This is a genomic window from Stenotrophomonas sp. STEN056, from assembly GCF_056759635.1.
In genome coordinates this window covers 34,954-51,317 of the sequence record NZ_JBRRDL010000009.1, presented here as the reverse complement: position 1 = coordinate 51,317, position 16,364 = coordinate 34,954, and the positions used below count along the sequence as shown (strand labels likewise).

The following is a 16,364-nucleotide window of genomic DNA, read 5'->3' as shown; positions in this document are numbered from 1 at the left end:
CGTGGGGCAGAAAACCCATTGCGGCACAATCAGCGCTGGTTTCCGTTGCCGCCCGTGATGATGCAAAAGCCGTATTCCGAATCCTGCGAACGCAACCGCGGCCCGATCCTGTCGGTGCTGCAGCGTTATCTGGGCGATGCCCGTCATGTCCTGGAGATTGGCAGCGGCACCGGCCAGCATGCGGTGCACTTCGCCGCGGCCATGCCGTGGCTGCGCTGGCAGGCCAGCGACCACGCCGATCACCTGCCGGGCATCGGCCAATGGCTGGAAGAGGCGGCATTGCCAAACACCCCGGTGCCCATTGAACTGCAGGCCGTGGCCGGTGCGATGCCCGGCCTGCAGCCGTTGCCGCAAACCGGCGTTGAAGCCGGTTTCGATGCCATCTTCACCGCCAACACGCTGCACATCATGGGCTGGGACAACGTGCAGGCATTGTTCGCGGGGCTGCCTGCGCTGATGGCGCCGCAGGCCTTGTTCATCGCCTACGGGCCGTTCAACTACAACGGTGCATTCACCAGCGACAGCAACCGCACCTTCGATGGCTGGCTCAAGGCGCGCGATCCGCGCTCGGGCATCCGCGATTTCGAGGCCGTTGATGCATTGGCCAACGCGCAGGGGCTCACACTGCGTGAGGACGTGGCGATGCCGGCCAACAATCGCCTGCTGGTATGGCAGCGCCTGCGTGGCTGAAGCCGGGCTAGGATGCACAAACTTCCGGGGAGGGTGGCGCGTGGTGAAGCACGGACGTAACTGGCTGTTGGCGATGGCAGTGGGCATGACGCCATGGTTGGTGCAGGCACAGCAGGTGGATGCGCGGCAGGCCGCCATGCAGGTGCAGGCCAGCTATCCCGGTGTGATCGAACTGGAGGTGGACGCCAGCGACGTCACGCGCCGCATCCAGCATGTGCGCGAACGCATTCCGGTGGCGCCCGGCCCGTTGAGGTTGTGGTACCCGCAGTGGATTCCCGGCAACCACGCGCCGACCGGGCCGATCAACCAGATCGCCGGGCTGGTGATCCGTGGCAACGGCCAGCCACTGCAATGGGCCCGCGATTCCGGCGACATGTATGCGTTCACGCTGCAGGTGCCCGAGAGCGTGAGCATGCTGGAGATCGAATTCCAGTACCTGTCGCCGACGGCATCGGACCAGGGCCGTGTGGCGATGACGCCGAACCTGCTCGACCTGCAATGGCACCGCGTGGTGGTGTACCCGGCCGGTGTTGATGCGCGTGGCATCCAGGTCAAACCGTCATTGCGACTGCCCGAGGGCTGGCAGAGCGGCAGCGCGCTGGATGTGGCACGCCGTGATGGCGGCACCGAGCACTACGCAACCGTGCCACTGATGACGCTGATTGATTCGCCGGTGTTTGCCGGTCGCCACTTCAAACGGTTTGCCTTGGATGAAGCCGCCAAGCAGCCGGTGTGGCTGGACGTGGTCGCCGAAAACCCTCAGGCGTTGCAGGCCGACGCAAAGGTACTGGACGCACACCGCGCGCTGGTGCGCGAGGCCGATGCGGTATTCGGCACACGCCCGTACACGCGCTACAACTTCCTGCTGGCGGTGTCGGATGTGTTCAGCGGGATCGGCCTGGAGCATGCACAGAGCAGCGAGAACGGCATGCACGACGGCTACCTGCGCGGTGAGCGTCCGTTCCTGGACAACGATCTGTTGCCGCACGAATACGCCCATGCGTGGGTAGGCAAGGCGTGGCGCCCGCGCCCGACCTGGGTGCCGCATTACAACGCGCCGATGCATAACGACGAATTGTGGATGTACGAAGGGCAGACGCAATATTGGGCGGTGGTGCTGGCCGCGCGTTCGGGCCTGTGGAAACTGGACTACGCGATGGCGATGCTGGCGCAGTTGCAGGCCAACTACGCCACCCAGCCGGGCAGGCAGTGGCGCGACCTGCATGACACCGTCCATCAGGGCATCCTCGATTTCAACTCCAGGCCGCAGGCCTGGGCCGACTGGCAGCGCGCATTCGAGTTCTACAACGAAAGCACTTTGCTGTGGCTGGGCGTGGATGCGCGCCTGCGTGCGTTGTCCAAAGGCAAGGTGACGCTGGATGACTTCGCCAAACGCTTCCATCAGGGCGGCAAACAGGGTGAGATTCGCCTGTATGACCGCGCCGATGTGATGCAGGGCCTGGAAGCGGTGCAGCCCGGCAACTGGGATGCCTTCATCGGCAGCCGCCTGGACGCGCGCGATGGCAAGGCACCGGATGGTTTGGCAACCGCGGGCTGGGAGCTGTACTTCGACGACCAGCCCAACCTGGTGGTCGCCGACGGCGAAGCTGATGGCGCTACCGACCTGCAGTATTCCTTGGGTTTGAAGATCGGCAGTGATGGCGTGCTGCAGGCCGTGGGTTGGGATAGCCCTGCCTTCAAGGCGGGCTTGGCCAAGGATGTGACGATTGTTGCGGTGAATGGCCTGGCCTATAGCGGCGGCCGGATCAAGCAGGCGCTGATCGATGGAAAACAGAGTGCGACACCGATCGAGCTGATCGTGCGCCAGGCGGACAGCTTCCGCACCGTGCGCATCGATTACCGCGACGGACTGCGGTATCCGCACCTGCGGCGGATTGAAGGAACGGCGGATTTGTTGACGAAGATTCTGGCGGCGCGGAGGTAACGAACTGCTCGCGCTGCTGGCTATTGCTTCTCCCGCTTGCGGGGTTAAGAACAGGTGTTTACGAGCCTGCGGCTCGTGACTGTTCGTACGCCCCGCGTGCTGCGCGGGGCCGGGGCGCGGAGCGAGGTGCCCCGCAGGGGCGGATGAGGGGAGCCTTAATAGCTTTGGGCCTGCTTGCTGGAAGCTTCCCCTCACCCCAACCCCTCTCCCGCGTGCGGGAGAGGGGCTTCAAGCCAAAGCCTCAATATTCCCAGCGATAGCCAAGCCCAAACGTCCGGCCCTGCGCCGGTACGCTGGAAATCTGCCCGTACGTCGCCGCCGCCTGCTGGCCATACACCGTCTTGTAGTCGCGGTCGGCCAGGTTGTAGATGCCCGCACTGAAGCGCCCCGCGCCCAGCGGAATTTCCGCGATCAGGTCGAACACCGCATAGCCGCTGATCCTGGCCGAGGGCGTTGCACGGATGGTCGGGCTGACCGCTGCCACGCGTGCGTCGCGCCATGCATGGTCGCTGCCGCCCACCGCCTGGCCCTGCAGGCGCAGCAGGCTGTCCTGGGCAAAGCGCCACTGGCCGTACAGGCCGGCCTTCAACGGCGACACGCGGAAAGCGTTGAGCTCGCGCCACTGGCCGGCAGCATCCTTGTACTGGCCGCGCGTGCTGGCCACGCTGGCGCCAAATTCCCACTGCTCGGTGGGCAGGTAACGCAGGTTGGCTTCCACGCCCCACACGCGCTCGTCGGTGTCGGCCACCGACACGCTGTAGTCGCGGTTGAACTGCACGGTCTTGTCCGAGCTGTTGTAGAACGCGGTCACGCCGCCCTGCAGCACCGTGTCGTCGCTGCGGCGCCAGCCCAGCTCGTAGTTGTTGACCTTGATCGGGCCGATGTTGCGGCTGTCGATGACGAAGCTGGCCGGCACGTCGCGCAGCATGCGCTGGGTGTCGGGCAGGCTGAAGCCCTGCGAGAAGTTGGCAAACAGCTGCTGGCCTTCGGCCACCTTGTAGACCACGCCGGCATTGAACAGCGTCTGCGAATGGCGCACCTTGCCGCCGTCCAGCAGCTTCGGCACATACGCCGGGTTGGCGGTGGCGGCGATGGCCTCGGTGTAGGGCACCGAATCATCGACGCGGTTGCGCAGGATCTGGTGGCGCATGCCGGCCTGCACGGTGACGCGCTCGGTCAGCGGGTAATCGCCCTGCAGGAACAGGCCGGTGGTGTCCACGCGCACGTCCGGGCCCATCGCATAGCGCTGGCTCGGCACATAGTTCAGGCCGTTGCTGGCGATGAAGGCATTGATGTCATACATCTGGCCGAGCTGGCTGTCCTTCTCGCGCTCGTGGTCCACGCCGTAGGAAAGCTGCAACGCGCGGCCATCCACGTCAAAGGCCTTGTGCAACGCGCTGCGCATGCCCCACACGTCGATGTCGGTGTTGGACTGCATGGCCACATAGGCAAACCCACCCGGCAGCGCCGGGTGCACCGCCGCCGACACCGACGGGAACCAGCGGCCCTTTTCATTGCGGTAATACGCTTCCACGCTCAACTCGTGGCCACCGAGGATGTCGCGGTTGCGGTACTGCGCGTTGATGCCCTGGTGTTTGGTGCGCGGTTGCTGGTCCAGCTGCAGGCCCTTTACCGCCAGGTGGCTGGGGGTGAAGGCGGGATTGAACAGCACGGCCAGGCGCGGGCCGTAGTCCGGGCCGTAATCGCTGTCCTGCTGGTCGTCGTACCAGCGCAGGCCCACGCTGAGCTGCTGCTTTTCGTCCGGGTTCCAGTCCAGGCGGCCGTTGAATTCCTTGGTCTCGGTGTCCTGGCGGTCGGTCTGGGCGATCTCCGGGCCGATGCGGCGGCCATGTGCATCCAGCGAGGCACCCTGGCGTGCGTAGTTGATGCCGGCCGCACCGCTGAGCGTGTCCTTGCGGAAGGTCAGTGTCTGCGCCAGGTTCCAGGCCAGGTTGTCGCCATCGATGTCCGACGGGCTGCGCAGGCCCAGCTGCGTGCTCATCGCCAGCGGCTGCTCGCCCGGCTGCAGGGTGATGATGTTGATGATGCCGCCACTGGCGCCGGCGCCGTACAGCGCGGTGGCACCGGAGATCACCTCGATGCGTTCGATCATCGTCGGCGAGATGCTGTTGAGCTGGCGCGAGCCATCGCGCGCGCCGGTCAGCGGCACGCCGTCGATCATCACCTGCACGCTGCGGCCACGCATGCTCATGCCGTAGTTGCTGGTGGTGCCCGAGGCCGGCGCCAGCGACGGCACCAGCTGGCCGAGGATGTCGGCGGTGCTGCGGCCGGCGGCAATCTGCTGCGCCACCTGCTCATGGTCGATGCGGTACACGGTGCCGGCGATATCGGCCACGCTGCGCGCGGCACGGGTGGCGTTGACGCTGACCGTATCCAGTTGCTGCACGGTGGTGTTGTTCTGCGCGTGCAGCTGGCCACTGATGGCCAGGCTCAACAAGGCGAGCGGAAGGGTTGCTGCGGTATGCCGCATGGTGTCCTCGGAACGTATCAGGGGGAAGAAAGAGAGGGTGCGAAGCGGCGCAGCAGTGGCCGGCACAACAGCAACCCAAGCGCGGAGACGATCGCCAGCGCCACGTAGTAAGCGGGGTAGCCCATGCCCTTGGCGAGGAAGCCGGACAAGGCACCGCCGATGAAATAGATCAGCAGTTCAAAGCAGACCAGCAGGGTGAAATCGGTGCCGGCCTGTTCGCGCGAGCTGATCCGCATGAACAAGGCATACAGGCTGGTCATGGCGACATAGCGCAGAGCGAGCAGTGCGATCACCAGCGCGCCCAGCCCAAACTGCGAGGAGGCAAGCACACCGCTGTACAGCAGGGCGGCCAGCAACACATACAGCAGCGTGCGCCACCAACCGGCGTGCATCAGCAGCTGTTCGGCGCTGCGCTGCTTGAGCAGCCAGGCCGCGCCCACGGCAGCCAACATGCCAACGCCGGCGCCCCCTACCGAAATCAGCAGGCCGATTTCGGTCAGGCTCCACTTCTGGTCGACCAGCAGCGGATTGACCATCGCCATCGCCGGTGCTTCCACCATGCGGTACAACACGATCAGCAACAGCGCCCAGCGCAGCTCGGGGCGGCGCAGCGCACGCAGCACGCTTGGCCGCTGGCTCGCCGCCGGCCGCGGCACCTCGTTGATCTGCTGCACGGCGAACAGGGTCAGCGCACTCATCGCCGCCAGGCTCAGTAGAGCCACGTTCCAGCCGCGGGTTTCATACAGCCACAGCACGCCGGCACCGCCGACCATGCTGCCCAGCGCCACGCCCACGCTCTGCGCCATGCTGCCCAGGCGGTGCTCGGCGGGGGCCAGTGCTTCGACCGTATAGCCGTCGATGGCGATGTCCTGGGTGGCGGCAACGGTGGATATCCACATGCCGACCAGCACGAACACGGTCAGGCCGTGGTCCAGCCCGGTGAAGGCCAACGCCAGGATGCCCACCAGCAGCAACAGCTGGGTCAGCCACAGCCAGCTGCGGCGGCGGCCCAGCGCAGGCAGGTGCCAGCGGTCCACCAGCGGCGCCCACAGGAACTTGAACGCCCACGGCAGATATAGCAGCGACAACATGCCGATCCAGCGCAGGTCCACGCCCTGGCTGCGGAGGATGGCCGGCACCGCCACGTTGTAGAAATACAGCGGCAGCGCGTGGGCCATGTACAGCACCACGATCACGCCCAGCCCGAGGTGCGAGGCGGCGGAGCGCTCAGCGCGCATCGGCGGACTCCATTTGCATGCACACCCAATGCGCGCCAGCGGCGGCATCGGTGGTGACGAAGTAGGGCACGCCCCAGGCCGCATGCAGGGCGGGGGTGTCCAGGCGCTGCTGTTCCTCCGGCGAGGTGGCAATGCGCACCAGGCCCTTGCAGTAGCGGCGGAAGGCGGCCTTGTGCCGCTTGTACCAGACCGCCTGGATGGCCCGGTAGTCCTCACAGAAGCCGGCGCCGGGCAAGGTGGTGGCGATGAAATAGAAGGGCATGCGGGCCACGATCAGGCGCTCCACGCCGGCCAGCCATTGGTGGATCTCCTTTGCGCTGACCTCGTCGTGGAAGACGGCGCGGATCACCGTCGCCTGCTGGATCATCAAACCCATTGCTGCTGCCTGTTCAGAAAGTAAACGGCAGCAGCGCACGCCACGGCCTTAAATGAGAATAGTTACCAATTCCATTGCAAGTTTAGGCGCGGCGAAGGAAAATTTAGCCACGACGACATTCGTGGGTGCCTTGCATGCAGGTCTACACCTGCGCCGAATTGATGGATGCAGCCCATGCCCTGGGCGGCCAGGTGGACTTCGAGTCCGGCCTGCCGGACGCCATGCCGGTGCTGGCCGGATGGCAGCAGGTGCAGGCCGTGGACGCGGGCCTGGTGCTGTACCTGAGCCGCAGCCGCGACATGGTGGGCGGCCGCAGCCACAACCGTTTGCCCGGCGGCTTGACCGCCAGCTTCCTGCTGCAGGGCGAGGCCGACGTGGCCATCGGCGACGAACGCCTGCGCCTGGACAGCCGCCGCAACCGCAACCCGGCCATGCTGATCCACCTGCGCGAGGACGATCAGTTCCTGCGCCACTGGCAGGCCGGCCGCCAGGAAACCAAGGTCAGCCTGCACGTCAGCGACGACTGGCTGGCGCAGCAGCTCGACGCCGTCGCCACGCCAGGCATCACCCGGCTGCGCCGCAGCCACGGCCGCAACCATCGCTGGCAACCGCCCGTCGCGCTGATGCAGCGTGCAGCGGGGCTGTTTGAAACCGATGACGCAGGCCCGCCCCTGTTGCGGCGCCTGCAACAGGAGAGTTTTGCCCTGGAACTGGCGGCCGGCGTGGTGCACAGCCTGGTGGCAGAGCCGGGCGAGCGCGCGCTGGGCGCACGCCTGCAGCGCTGCGTGGAACGCCTGCAGCAATGGCTGCACAGCGGCGAGGCCGACACCCTCAGCATTACCCAGATGGCACGTCAGCTGGGCACCAACGCAGTGGACCTGCAGCGCGGCTTCCAGCAGCAACACGGCAGCAGCATCGCTGCTTACCTGCGCACATTGCGATTGGAGCGCGCGCGGCAGGCACTGCTGCAACAACGCGTGCCGGTGGACGTGGCCACCGCCATCGCCGGTTACGCGCATACCAGCAGTTTCAGTGCCGCGTTCAAGCGGCAGTTCGGTGTGTCACCGTCGCAGGTGAAGTAGCCCCAATCGGTGAGAGCGGTTAAGCCGTGAAGCCGGAAAAATGAAGTGCCACAGGAATGATCGAGCTGCGCATGATTGCAGGGGAATTAGCATTAATGCCTTGGCTGCTGCTGCAGTTGTTGTTGATCCTTCTGGCCTGCAAAAGAATGTGAGTAGTAACCCGGTACTTCATCAACTGGCTCGTCGGATGATCTCGATGGCAGGTTGCGACCCTAAGCCGACGTCCACTGCTGGCAGAGGTCGCTAGTGAAATCACAATTACTGATACTGTAATGCTGAATGGAAAGCAACGTGAATAATCCAAGTTGGTGATAGTTGAAATAAGGACTTGTGATGACAACGATTGATGGGCTCTTACTGGGCGGGCGTCCTGACTCGGAAGGTGATTCTGGCCACGGGGCAGCTATTGCATATCGCCTTCGCGCGCCCTGCCAGGAAAGCCGTTGCGACGAGATCGACGGCTGGAGCGTGGAAAGCGCCATGGGCAAGTCCACCATCGTGGCGCGGTCGCCGCAGAAACTCAGCAAGCGGGAAGCGATTGAGGCAGGAACGGAGTGCATCCAGCGCTTTCTTGACCTGCTGTCCTACGAGCGATTCAAGGTCTCTGAGTTCGCTGGTATCGGAAGCAGCCACGTCCTGCTCTATACGGAGGGGAATCGCTACGTCGTGGAGATCTTGGCGACTGATGACATGGTACTGGGCGTTTCCGCGACGGCTGTTGTCTACGACCGCGACGGCAATCCGAAGCCGACACCGCCCGCCCCCCGCCCGGTGTGGACACCGGCGCTGCGTTTTTACCGGCTCTCGCAGGCGAGCAGCGATCTATACGAGGCCTACCGGAACCTATGGTTGGGCCTGGAGGCTCTGCTGTCCGCCATTAGCGCAAAGAGGGCGGATGAGGGCGAACGCAAGTGGTTGCGTCGTGTGCTCGCCGAGATCGATACCAGAATCGACGTGCGGCAATTGCTTCCTGACAACCGAGATTTGGCTGACTATATGCTGGCCGATCAGTACGAACGCATGCGCTGTTACCTGTTCCACGCAAAGCCGGAGGAGGGAATGGCGGCGCCGACCCTTCCAGATCCGGAGGCGCTGGCGCTCGCATACGCGCAGTTGATCCGGATCTGGCGTGACATTGCCCATCATCTCATCGGAGTCCGCCAAGGTGGGATTGGCGTCGTCACTTACGAAGGTTTCAAGGCCTTGCTCTTTACGCCATTTTCGTCAGGCTTGGGAGTTGTTTATTCGGATGCCAGAGCCCCAGCAGGCAATGCTGATACCCAGATCAATCCCAACGGAGAGAGTAGGATCGAGCTCGAGAATCCCAGTTACCAGGATGGTGCAATGCCGGGATTAATCTCGGTATCTGCATCGCTGCTGACAGAAGGGCAGGACTCGCTGCCGGTACTATGGCGTTTCGGTTGCGAGATCGGACCTGAGAAGAAATTGTTCTGCGTGGGGAGAGTCGAAGGTGGTCTTCGGCTATCTGGCGTCGACCAGTTGGACATCCTGCAAGTATTCCGTCTGAAGAATGCGTCCTCGCCCAAGGTGTCGTTTTGATTGATCGCTGCCGGCCGGCAGCATCATTTCGTTCAGACGCTCAGATCTACGAAATTAGTGGTACCAATTCGATTGGCGATTGGTCGGACGTCGGCGGATCCCTCGAGCGTCGATGCAGCGACTTCGGCTTGTTCCTTCGTGGCATGCATACTGATTGGCTCGGGAGTCACCGAGGCGAACACGCCCCAGCATTTGCGCCAACCTGGATTGAACCTATCTACGTTCGGCGTCAGTAGTTCGATGTCGCGGGCCAAGCTGAAATGCACCGCGTACCCGGTGCCGGCATGCTCGGATTCGGCGCGCAGTGACCGACTCACCATGCCAACGACCTCGCCGTCGCGGTTGAACACAGGTCCACCACTCATTCCCCCGGGCCAATCGCTCTCCACCTCGAATACCGGGGTAGGATTCGATCGACTAACCCCTTCCTCATGGATCGCCACAATCCGACCATAGGCGCCGTACATGCCTTCGTCGAGAAGGGACGATTGCTTGGCAACGTCTACTTCGGAGAGATCTAACTTTGGGAAGCCGACCGCGAGCACTATCTCGCCTACTCTCGGCGCCCAGCCGTTTGTCCGTATCGGCAATGTCTGTGGTGGCCGTGCGCCTGGACCGATCGGTTCGGGCTTCAGCAAAGCCACGTCAATGGCCGGTCGCCGGGAGGCTTGGCCACGGAGCGCTGCCATCGGATCGTCGGACTCCATCATCGAGGCGATCACCTCGTCCGCAGGTACGAAACAGTCGGGCGGAATGTTGATCGTTCCGAACACGACCGCATGCATACTCAGGAACAGGATCGGGCGATCGGAAAGATGCTTTTCGACAAAGTCGATCACGTGGTAGGCGGTGAGGAAGTTGTCGAAGCCATCGACATGGAACGCGGTCCCTACGCCATACATCCGTCCATCTACCTGCTGGCAGAACACCGGAATGATCGCGTTGCGAAGGCCGAAAGGATCATAGATCTCGAAGGGCGCGAAGGGCTGGTCCGGTTTCGGTTCATAGCCGCGCACGCGCGGCCGAGTTCCGGAAGGACCCTCGCAAGTTCGGATGACGAAAGGCTCGAATGCATTCAATCGAAGCAACCCCCTCGCGATGGCACAGCTAAGCCTCCGTGCAACTCTGGCTGAACAGTCAAAAGATTACCGAGAATAGTGACATATCTAGCGACTGCTCTTGGCCGGAAGCGGATTCCGCTGGCGCAGGTTCAGTCGGAAGCAATCCGTAGCTTCAACGCCAACGCTGAAGCTCACGCCTCGCAATGCAACCCGCGAAGGTTGCATCGCGCAAAGGCAACGCATCCGTTGCCTGCTCAGGCCATCTGCACGATATGCAGCGCCTTCGGGTTGCGCCACGTTGCCAGCAGCGCGGCCTCGCGGGCCTTGGCTTCGTGCAGGTGCGCTTCCTTGACGTGGCCGTAGCCGCGGATGTGCTCGGGGATGCTGGCGATATCCACTGCCAGTGCCAGGCGACGCGCATCCAGCGAGCCGATCAGTTCCTGCAGGGTCTTCTCGTAGTCACTGATCAGCTGGCGCTCGCCGCGGCGTTCTTCGGTGTAGCCGAACACGTCGAAGCGGCTGCCACGCAGGCCCTTGAGTTTGGCCAGCAGGCCGAAGGCCTTGAACATCCACGGGCCGTATTCCTTCTTCTGCAGCTGGCCGTGTTCGTCGCGCTGGGCGAACAGCGGCGGGGCGAGGTGGAAACGCACCTGGTAGTCGCCTTCAAACTTCTCTGCCACGCGCTTGATGAAGTCGCCGCTGGTGTACAGGCGGGCTACTTCGTATTCGTCCTTGTACGCCATCAGCTTGAAGAAGTAGCGCGCCACCGATTCGGTCAACGCGGTACTGCCCGGGATGGCCTGCTGTTCGGCGCTGCGCACCGCATCGACCAGCGTGCGGTAGCGGTTGGCGTAGGCGGCGTCCTGGTAGTCGGTGAGGAAGCTGCTGCGGCGGGCGATCAATTCGTCCAGCGAACGCGACAGGTGGGCGTCGTCCAGCGGGGCGAACGCGGCTTCGCTGTTGAGCACGCTTGCAGCGGGCAGGCCACGCACGTCCGGTTCGTTGTCCGGGTTGCGCGGTGCCGACGGCGCGCCGGCTTCGCTGCCTTCCCAGTCGCCCGGCGGCAGTTCGCGCAGTGCGGCCGGCTTGCGCTCGGCATCGGTCGGTGCGTTGTGGACCAGGCCGGCAGCCTGCTGCACGGCCTGCGGATCAATCGCAGCCAGGCGGCCCCAGGCAAACGCGGTCTGGTTCATCGTCACGGCGGCGCCGTTGAGCTCCACCGCGCGCATCAGCGATTCCAACGACAGTGGCACCAGGCCCTGCTGCCAGGCGAAGCCGAGGATGAACAGGTTGGAGGCAATCGCATCGCCCAGCAGGGCGGTGGCCAGCTGGGTGGCGTCGAGCAGGATCGGGTCGCGCCCGCCCAGTGCCAGCTTCACCCCGGCAATGATGTCGGCGGCCGGGAACTGCATGTCCGGGTGCGTGGTGAAGGTGCCGGGCATCGCTTCGTAAGTGTTCAACACCACCTGCGAGCGCTCGCCGCGCACCTTGGACAGCGCCCAGTAGTCGTTGACCACCACCATGTCGCAGCCCAGCACCAGGTCGGCCTCACCGGCGGCGATGCGCACGGCGTGGATGTCGGCCGGCGTATTGGCCAGGCGGATGTGCGTGGTGACCGCGCCGCCCTTCTGCGCCAGGCCGGTCTGGTCGAGCACGCTGGCGCCCTTGCCTTCAAGGTGGCCGGCCATGCCCAGCAGCGCGCCGATGGTCACCACGCCGGTGCCGCCGACGCCGGTGATCAGGATGTTCCAGGGCTGCGAGAAATCGGTGCGGAACGTGGGCGCCGGCAGGTTGTCGAGCAGGCTGGCGGCATTGCTCTTCTGTCCCTTGCGCAACTGGCCGCCGTGCACGGTGACGAAGCTCGGGCAGAAGCCCGTCGTGCAGGAGAAATCCTTGTTGCAGTTGGACTGGTCGATGTCGCGCTTGCGGCCGAATTCGGTTTCCTTCGGCAGCACCGACACGCAGAAACTTTTCTCACCGCAATCGCCACAACCTTCGCAGACCAGCGAGTTGATCATGGTGCGCTTGGGCGGATCGACCAGCTTGCCGCGCTTGCGGCGGCGGCGTTTTTCGGTGGCGCAGGTTTGTTCAAAGATCAGGATGCTGGTGCCCTTCACCGTGCGCAGCTGCTTCTGCACGGCGTCGAGCTCGGCGCGGTCGTGGAACTCCACATCGCTGGGGAATTCATGGCGACGTGCCTTCCACTTGGCGATGTCGTCGGACAGCAGCACGATGGTCTGCACGCCCTCCGAGCGCATCTGCTGGGCGATCTGCGGCACGGTCAGGGTGCCGTCCACCGGCTGGCCGCCGGTCATCGCCACCGCATCGTTGTAGAGAATCTTGTAGGTGATGTTGACGCCCGCAGCGATGGCCTGGCGGATCGCCAACGAGCCGCTGTGGAAGTAGGTGCCATCGCCGAGGTTCTGGAACACGTGCGCGGTGTCAGTGAACGCAGCCTGCCCGGCCCAGGTGACACCTTCGCCGCCCATGTGGGTGAAGGTGTCGGTGTCGCGGTCCATCCACGTCACCATGTAGTGGCAGCCGATGCCGGCCAGCGCACGCGAGCCTTCCGGCACGTTGGTGGAGGTGTTGTGCGGGCAGCCGGAGCAGTAATGCGGCACGCGCGGGAACTGCGCGCGCGGCAAGGCCATTTCGGCTTCCTTGACGTCCATCCAGCGCAGGCGTTCTTCAATCGAATCGGTATTGAAGAAACGCTGGATGCGGCGGCCAATCACGCCGGCAATCGTGGCCGGTGTCAGCTCGCCGGTGGACGGCAGGATCCAGTCGCCCTGCTCGTCGTACTTGCCGACGATGGACGGGCGCGCGCCCCAGTTGGCCGGCCAGTTGTAGAAGTATTCCTTCATCTGCCGCTCGATGAAGGCCTTCTTCTCCTCCACCACGACGATGTCTTGCAGGCCGCGGGAGAATTCACCGATGCCCTGCGGCTCCAACGGCCAGGTCATGCCGACCTTGTAGACGCGGATGCCGATGTCGGCGCAGGCCTTTTCGTCCAGGCCCAGGTATTCCAGCGCCTGCAATACGTCCAGGTAGCTCTTGCCGGTGGTGACGATGCCCAGCCGCGCCTGCGGCGAATCCATCACCACCTTGTCGATGCGGTTGGCGCGGGCAAAGGCCTGCGCCGCCTTCACCGCATAACGGTGCAGGCGCATTTCCTGCTCCATCGGCGGGTCCGGCCAGCGGATGTTGAGGCCGGCGGCGGGCATGTCGAAATCTTCCGGCAGGATGATCTGGCGGGCGAACGGGTTCACGTCCACCGACGCGGACGACTCCACCGTCTCGGCAATGGTCTTGAAGCCGATCCAGCGGCCGGTGTAGCGGCTCATCGCCCAGCCGACCAGGCCCATGTCCAGGATGTCCTGCACGCCGGCCGGGTTCAGCACCGGCATCATCGCGCTGACAAATTCTTCCTCGCTGCCGTGGGGCAGGGTGGAACTGCGACAGGCATGGTCATCGGCGGCCAGCGCCAGTACGCCACCGTACTTCGAGGTGCCGGCGGCGTTGGCGTGCTTGAACACGTCGCCGCAGCGGTCAACGCCCGGGCCCTTGCCGTACCACATGCCGAACACGCCATCGACGTTGGCGCCGGGGAACAGGTTGGTCTGCTGCGTGCCCCAGACCATGGTCGCGCCCAGGTCTTCGTTCAAGCCGGGCACGAACTTCACCTTGGCCGCTTCCAGGTGCTTGCGCGCGCGCCACAGCTCCAGGTCGAAGCCGCCCAGCGGTGAGCCGCGGTAGCCACTGACGAAGCCGCCGGTGTTCAGGCCTGCGGCACTGTCGCGCTGCTGCTGCATCAACGGCAGGCGTACCAGTGCCTGCACGCCGCTCAGATAGATGCGGCCGTCGGTGCGCGTGTATTTGTGTTCCAGCGTGTAGTCGGAATCGCGTACGCCGATCAGTGGATCGTTGGCGGAGGCAGGCGAGGTAAGTTCGGCGGTACTGGTCATGGCTGGCCCATTGCAGAAACGGCTGGCGGCAGGCAACGCGGGGCAGTGCCCGCGGCGGTCGGCGATTGTAGCAGCGCCGCTTTCATCACCCTGTAACGCAGTCGCGTCATGGGCCGGGAGCGGTTAGCATTGGCCGCTTGGCTTGATAACTGATTCATGGGGAGTGCAGTTATGGGGTTTTCTAGGCGCATGGCAGCCGGGGTGGCGCTGCTGGCGGGCATGGTGTTTTCGACGGTACAGGCGCAAAGCCTGCCGAAGATCGCCGAGTTCTATTTCGATGACGATGCGGCGGCCAAGCCCATCGTGGCGGTGCCACCGGAACAGATCGACGCGGTTGACCAGCTGATGAAGCTGCGCGATCGGGGCCGCAAGGCGTTCGAGGCCACCGTGCAGCTGGCCGGCGTGGCCTATTCCGAAGGCCGTGTCGAGCTTGGCGAAAAGCTGTACCAGGAGGCGTTGGGGTCGGTCTCGGACAACTCGCTGCAGGCACGCAGCGTGCGCTGGAACCAGGGTTGGGATCTGTACCGCCAGGGCGACGCCAATGCTGCCCTGGCGCACTGGACGCGGGCGGCGGAGGGCATGCGTGGCAATCCCTCGTGGCTGCCGCAGACCCTGGCGCTGGTGCTGTGGAAACTGGACCGCAAGGACGAAGCCGTGGCCTGGTACGCCGCAGCCGTGCGCACCGAGCCGCAGCAATGGAACGATCCGGCACAGTTCTCGCGGTTGCTGCCACAGTGGCAGGACGGCGAGCGGGCACAGCTTGCCCAGGTGCAACAGGTCTGGGCGGCCAATCCACCGGCCTGGCCCTGAGCCGAAAACCGTTGTCGCGCTGGTTTGCATGAGCCTCACCCCGCGCAGACGGGGACCGCGCCTGGACACGCTGGCCCGCCCGTAACAACACCCAGGCCCCGCCCGTTGTCACTTGCCAGCCGGCTGCGCGTACCCGTCAGACTTAGGTCGAAGGACGGTTCCATCGACTGCACCGCCGGTGCATGCTTGATCGATGGCCTTTGATGCATTCGCGCTGATCCTGGCCATGCTCGCGTTGGGCATGGTCTTCGCAAGGTTGCGCACCTTTCCCGACAACGCCGCCGACACCCTCAACAAAGTGGTGCTGTATGTGTGCCTGCCCGCGGCGGTACTCACCTACGTGCCGCGCCTGCAGCTGGATGTCTCGCTGATCGGCATCATCGCCACGCCGTGGCTGCTGATGCTGCTTACCGTCGGCCTGGTCAGTGCGGCGACGCGGGTTTTCGGCTTCGAGCGGCAGGTGCATGCGGTGCTGTTGCTGTGCGTGGCGCTGACCAACTCCAGCTTCATCGGTTACCCGATGGTGCGCGCGCTGCTCGGTGACCACGCCCTGCCGTATGCCGTGGTCTATGACCAGTTCGGCACCTTTGTGCTGCTGTCGACCTTTGGCCTGTACGTGCTGGCGCGCTACAGCGGCGACACCCCGCCGACCACCGCGCAGATCCTGCTGCGCATTCTCAAATTCCCGCCGCTGTGGGCACTGCTGTTTGCCTTGACGCTGATGCCGGCCACGCCGCCGGCATGGGTGGCATCGGCGCTGAAGAACCTGGCCGATGCCATGTTGCCACTGGTGATGCTGGCGGTCGGCCTGACCATCCAGCTGCGCTTGTCACGCGCCGAGCTGGCGCCCTTGTCGATTGGCCTGCTGCTCAAGCTGGTGGTGCTGCCGGTGGCGGCGATCGGCTTGTCACTGGCGTTTGGGTTGCAGGGCGAAATGCTGCGGGTCAACGTGCTGGAGACCGCCATGCCGACCATGATCACCGCCGCCGCCCTGGCCATTTCGCACCGGCTGGCGCCGCGCCTGGCCGCGGCCATGGTGGGTTACGGCATCGTGCTGTCACTGGTCACCCTGCCGGCCTGGGTGTGGGTGCTGGGAAAACTGTCGTGATGGCATCCACGGCCTGACCGTGGCAGGCTCATTGCCCA

At 64.5% G+C, this 16,364-nt stretch carries 11 protein-coding genes; 6 read left to right on the top strand and 5 right to left on the bottom strand.

The window, feature by feature from the left end; genetic code table 11:
• The first annotated feature begins 60 nt into the window (after positions 1-60).
• Both ACVOLO_RS07365 and ACVOLO_RS07360 read left to right on the top strand, forming a co-directional pair.
• Entirely contained in the window at positions 61-690 is a 630-nt protein-coding gene (locus ACVOLO_RS07365; RefSeq protein WP_481569644.1) for a DUF938 domain-containing protein, read from the top strand.
• 43 nt (positions 691-733) lie between these two features.
• Positions 734-2,635, top strand: a complete 1,902-nt coding sequence (locus tag ACVOLO_RS07360; RefSeq protein WP_481569601.1) for a M61 family metallopeptidase — start codon at positions 734-736, stop codon at positions 2,633-2,635.
• 241 nt (positions 2,636-2,876) lie between these two features.
• Here the strand turns inward: ACVOLO_RS07360 and ACVOLO_RS07355 are convergent, their stop codons facing one another.
• From ACVOLO_RS07355 to ACVOLO_RS07345, 3 genes are read right to left on the bottom strand one after another with little or no spacing between them, the layout of a single operon-like run.
• Positions 2,877-5,126, bottom strand: coding sequence for a TonB-dependent receptor (locus tag ACVOLO_RS07355; RefSeq protein WP_481569600.1), 2,250 nt, complete (start codon positions 5,124-5,126; stop codon positions 2,877-2,879).
• 17 nt (positions 5,127-5,143) lie between these two features.
• On the bottom strand, positions 5,144-6,364 hold the full coding sequence (locus ACVOLO_RS07350) for an MFS transporter (protein WP_481569599.1): 1,221 nt from the start codon (positions 6,362-6,364) through the stop codon (positions 5,144-5,146).
• The gene (locus ACVOLO_RS07345) at positions 6,354-6,740 is read right to left on the bottom strand and encodes a hypothetical protein (protein ID WP_481569598.1); all 387 of its coding nucleotides are present in this window, start codon (positions 6,738-6,740) and stop codon (positions 6,354-6,356) included. The genes ACVOLO_RS07350 and ACVOLO_RS07345 overlap by 11 nt, the downstream gene beginning before the upstream one ends.
• A 134-nt stretch (positions 6,741-6,874) precedes the next feature.
• Between ACVOLO_RS07345 and ACVOLO_RS07340 the strand changes: the two genes are divergently transcribed.
• Complete coding sequence (locus ACVOLO_RS07340; RefSeq protein ID WP_481569597.1) at positions 6,875-7,822, top strand: helix-turn-helix transcriptional regulator; 948 nt, start codon at positions 6,875-6,877, stop codon at positions 7,820-7,822.
• A 333-nt stretch (positions 7,823-8,155) separates the two neighbouring features.
• Positions 8,156-9,382: a methylamine utilization protein MauJ gene (gene mauJ / locus ACVOLO_RS07335; RefSeq protein ID WP_481569596.1), complete on the top strand. Its 1,227-nt coding sequence runs from the start codon at positions 8,156-8,158 to the stop codon at positions 9,380-9,382.
• Between the two features lie 32 nt (positions 9,383-9,414).
• Here the strand turns inward: mauJ and ACVOLO_RS07330 are convergent, their stop codons facing one another.
• Positions 9,415-10,398 (bottom strand): S1 family peptidase, encoded by a 984-nt coding sequence (locus tag ACVOLO_RS07330; RefSeq protein ID WP_481569595.1) that lies wholly within the window; start codon positions 10,396-10,398, stop codon positions 9,415-9,417.
• A gap of 299 nt (positions 10,399-10,697) precedes the next feature.
• On the bottom strand, positions 10,698-14,408 hold the full coding sequence (locus ACVOLO_RS07325; protein WP_481569594.1) for an indolepyruvate ferredoxin oxidoreductase family protein: 3,711 nt from the start codon (positions 14,406-14,408) through the stop codon (positions 10,698-10,700).
• Positions 14,409-14,579: 171 nt separating this feature from the next.
• Between ACVOLO_RS07325 and ACVOLO_RS07320 the strand changes: the two genes are divergently transcribed.
• Together ACVOLO_RS07320 and ACVOLO_RS07315 are read left to right on the top strand one after the other, a co-directional pair.
• A complete protein-coding gene (locus ACVOLO_RS07320) occupies positions 14,580-15,218 on the top strand; it encodes a tetratricopeptide repeat protein (RefSeq protein WP_481569593.1) in 639 nt (212 codons plus the stop codon).
• 193 nt (positions 15,219-15,411) lie between these two features.
• Positions 15,412-16,326, top strand: a complete 915-nt coding sequence (locus ACVOLO_RS07315) for an AEC family transporter (RefSeq protein WP_481569592.1) — start codon at positions 15,412-15,414, stop codon at positions 16,324-16,326.
• The last annotated feature ends 38 nt before the right edge of the window (positions 16,327-16,364 follow it).